Below are 229 nucleotides of genomic sequence, written 5' to 3' on the forward strand. Positions count from 1 at the left end.
TTTGCCGAGTTCCTTAGAGAGAGTTATCTCGCGCCCCTTGGTATTCTCAACCTCCCTACCTGTGTCGGTTTCGGGTACGGGTGTTCTATCTTCATCACATACACAGCTTTTCTTGGCACTTTCCTTCACCACTCGGAGTTCGTAAACCCCTCCCAAACCAATTAGGGTATGGCTATCTTTCATGCGTCCCTGCCTATGCTCCCACAGAACAGTAAGTGACTATTGACAC

Annotated in this window: 1 rRNA gene; it reads right to left on the bottom strand. The window is 48.9% G+C overall.

Annotation, left to right across the window (positions count from 1 at the left end):
• Positions 1–229: ribosomal RNA gene (locus FFO06_RS20995) — 23S ribosomal RNA — on the bottom strand; the annotation flags it as partial.

The organism is Dolichospermum planctonicum, assembly GCF_005402965.1.
GTDB lineage: Bacteria > Cyanobacteriota > Cyanobacteriia > Cyanobacteriales > Nostocaceae > Dolichospermum > Dolichospermum planctonicum.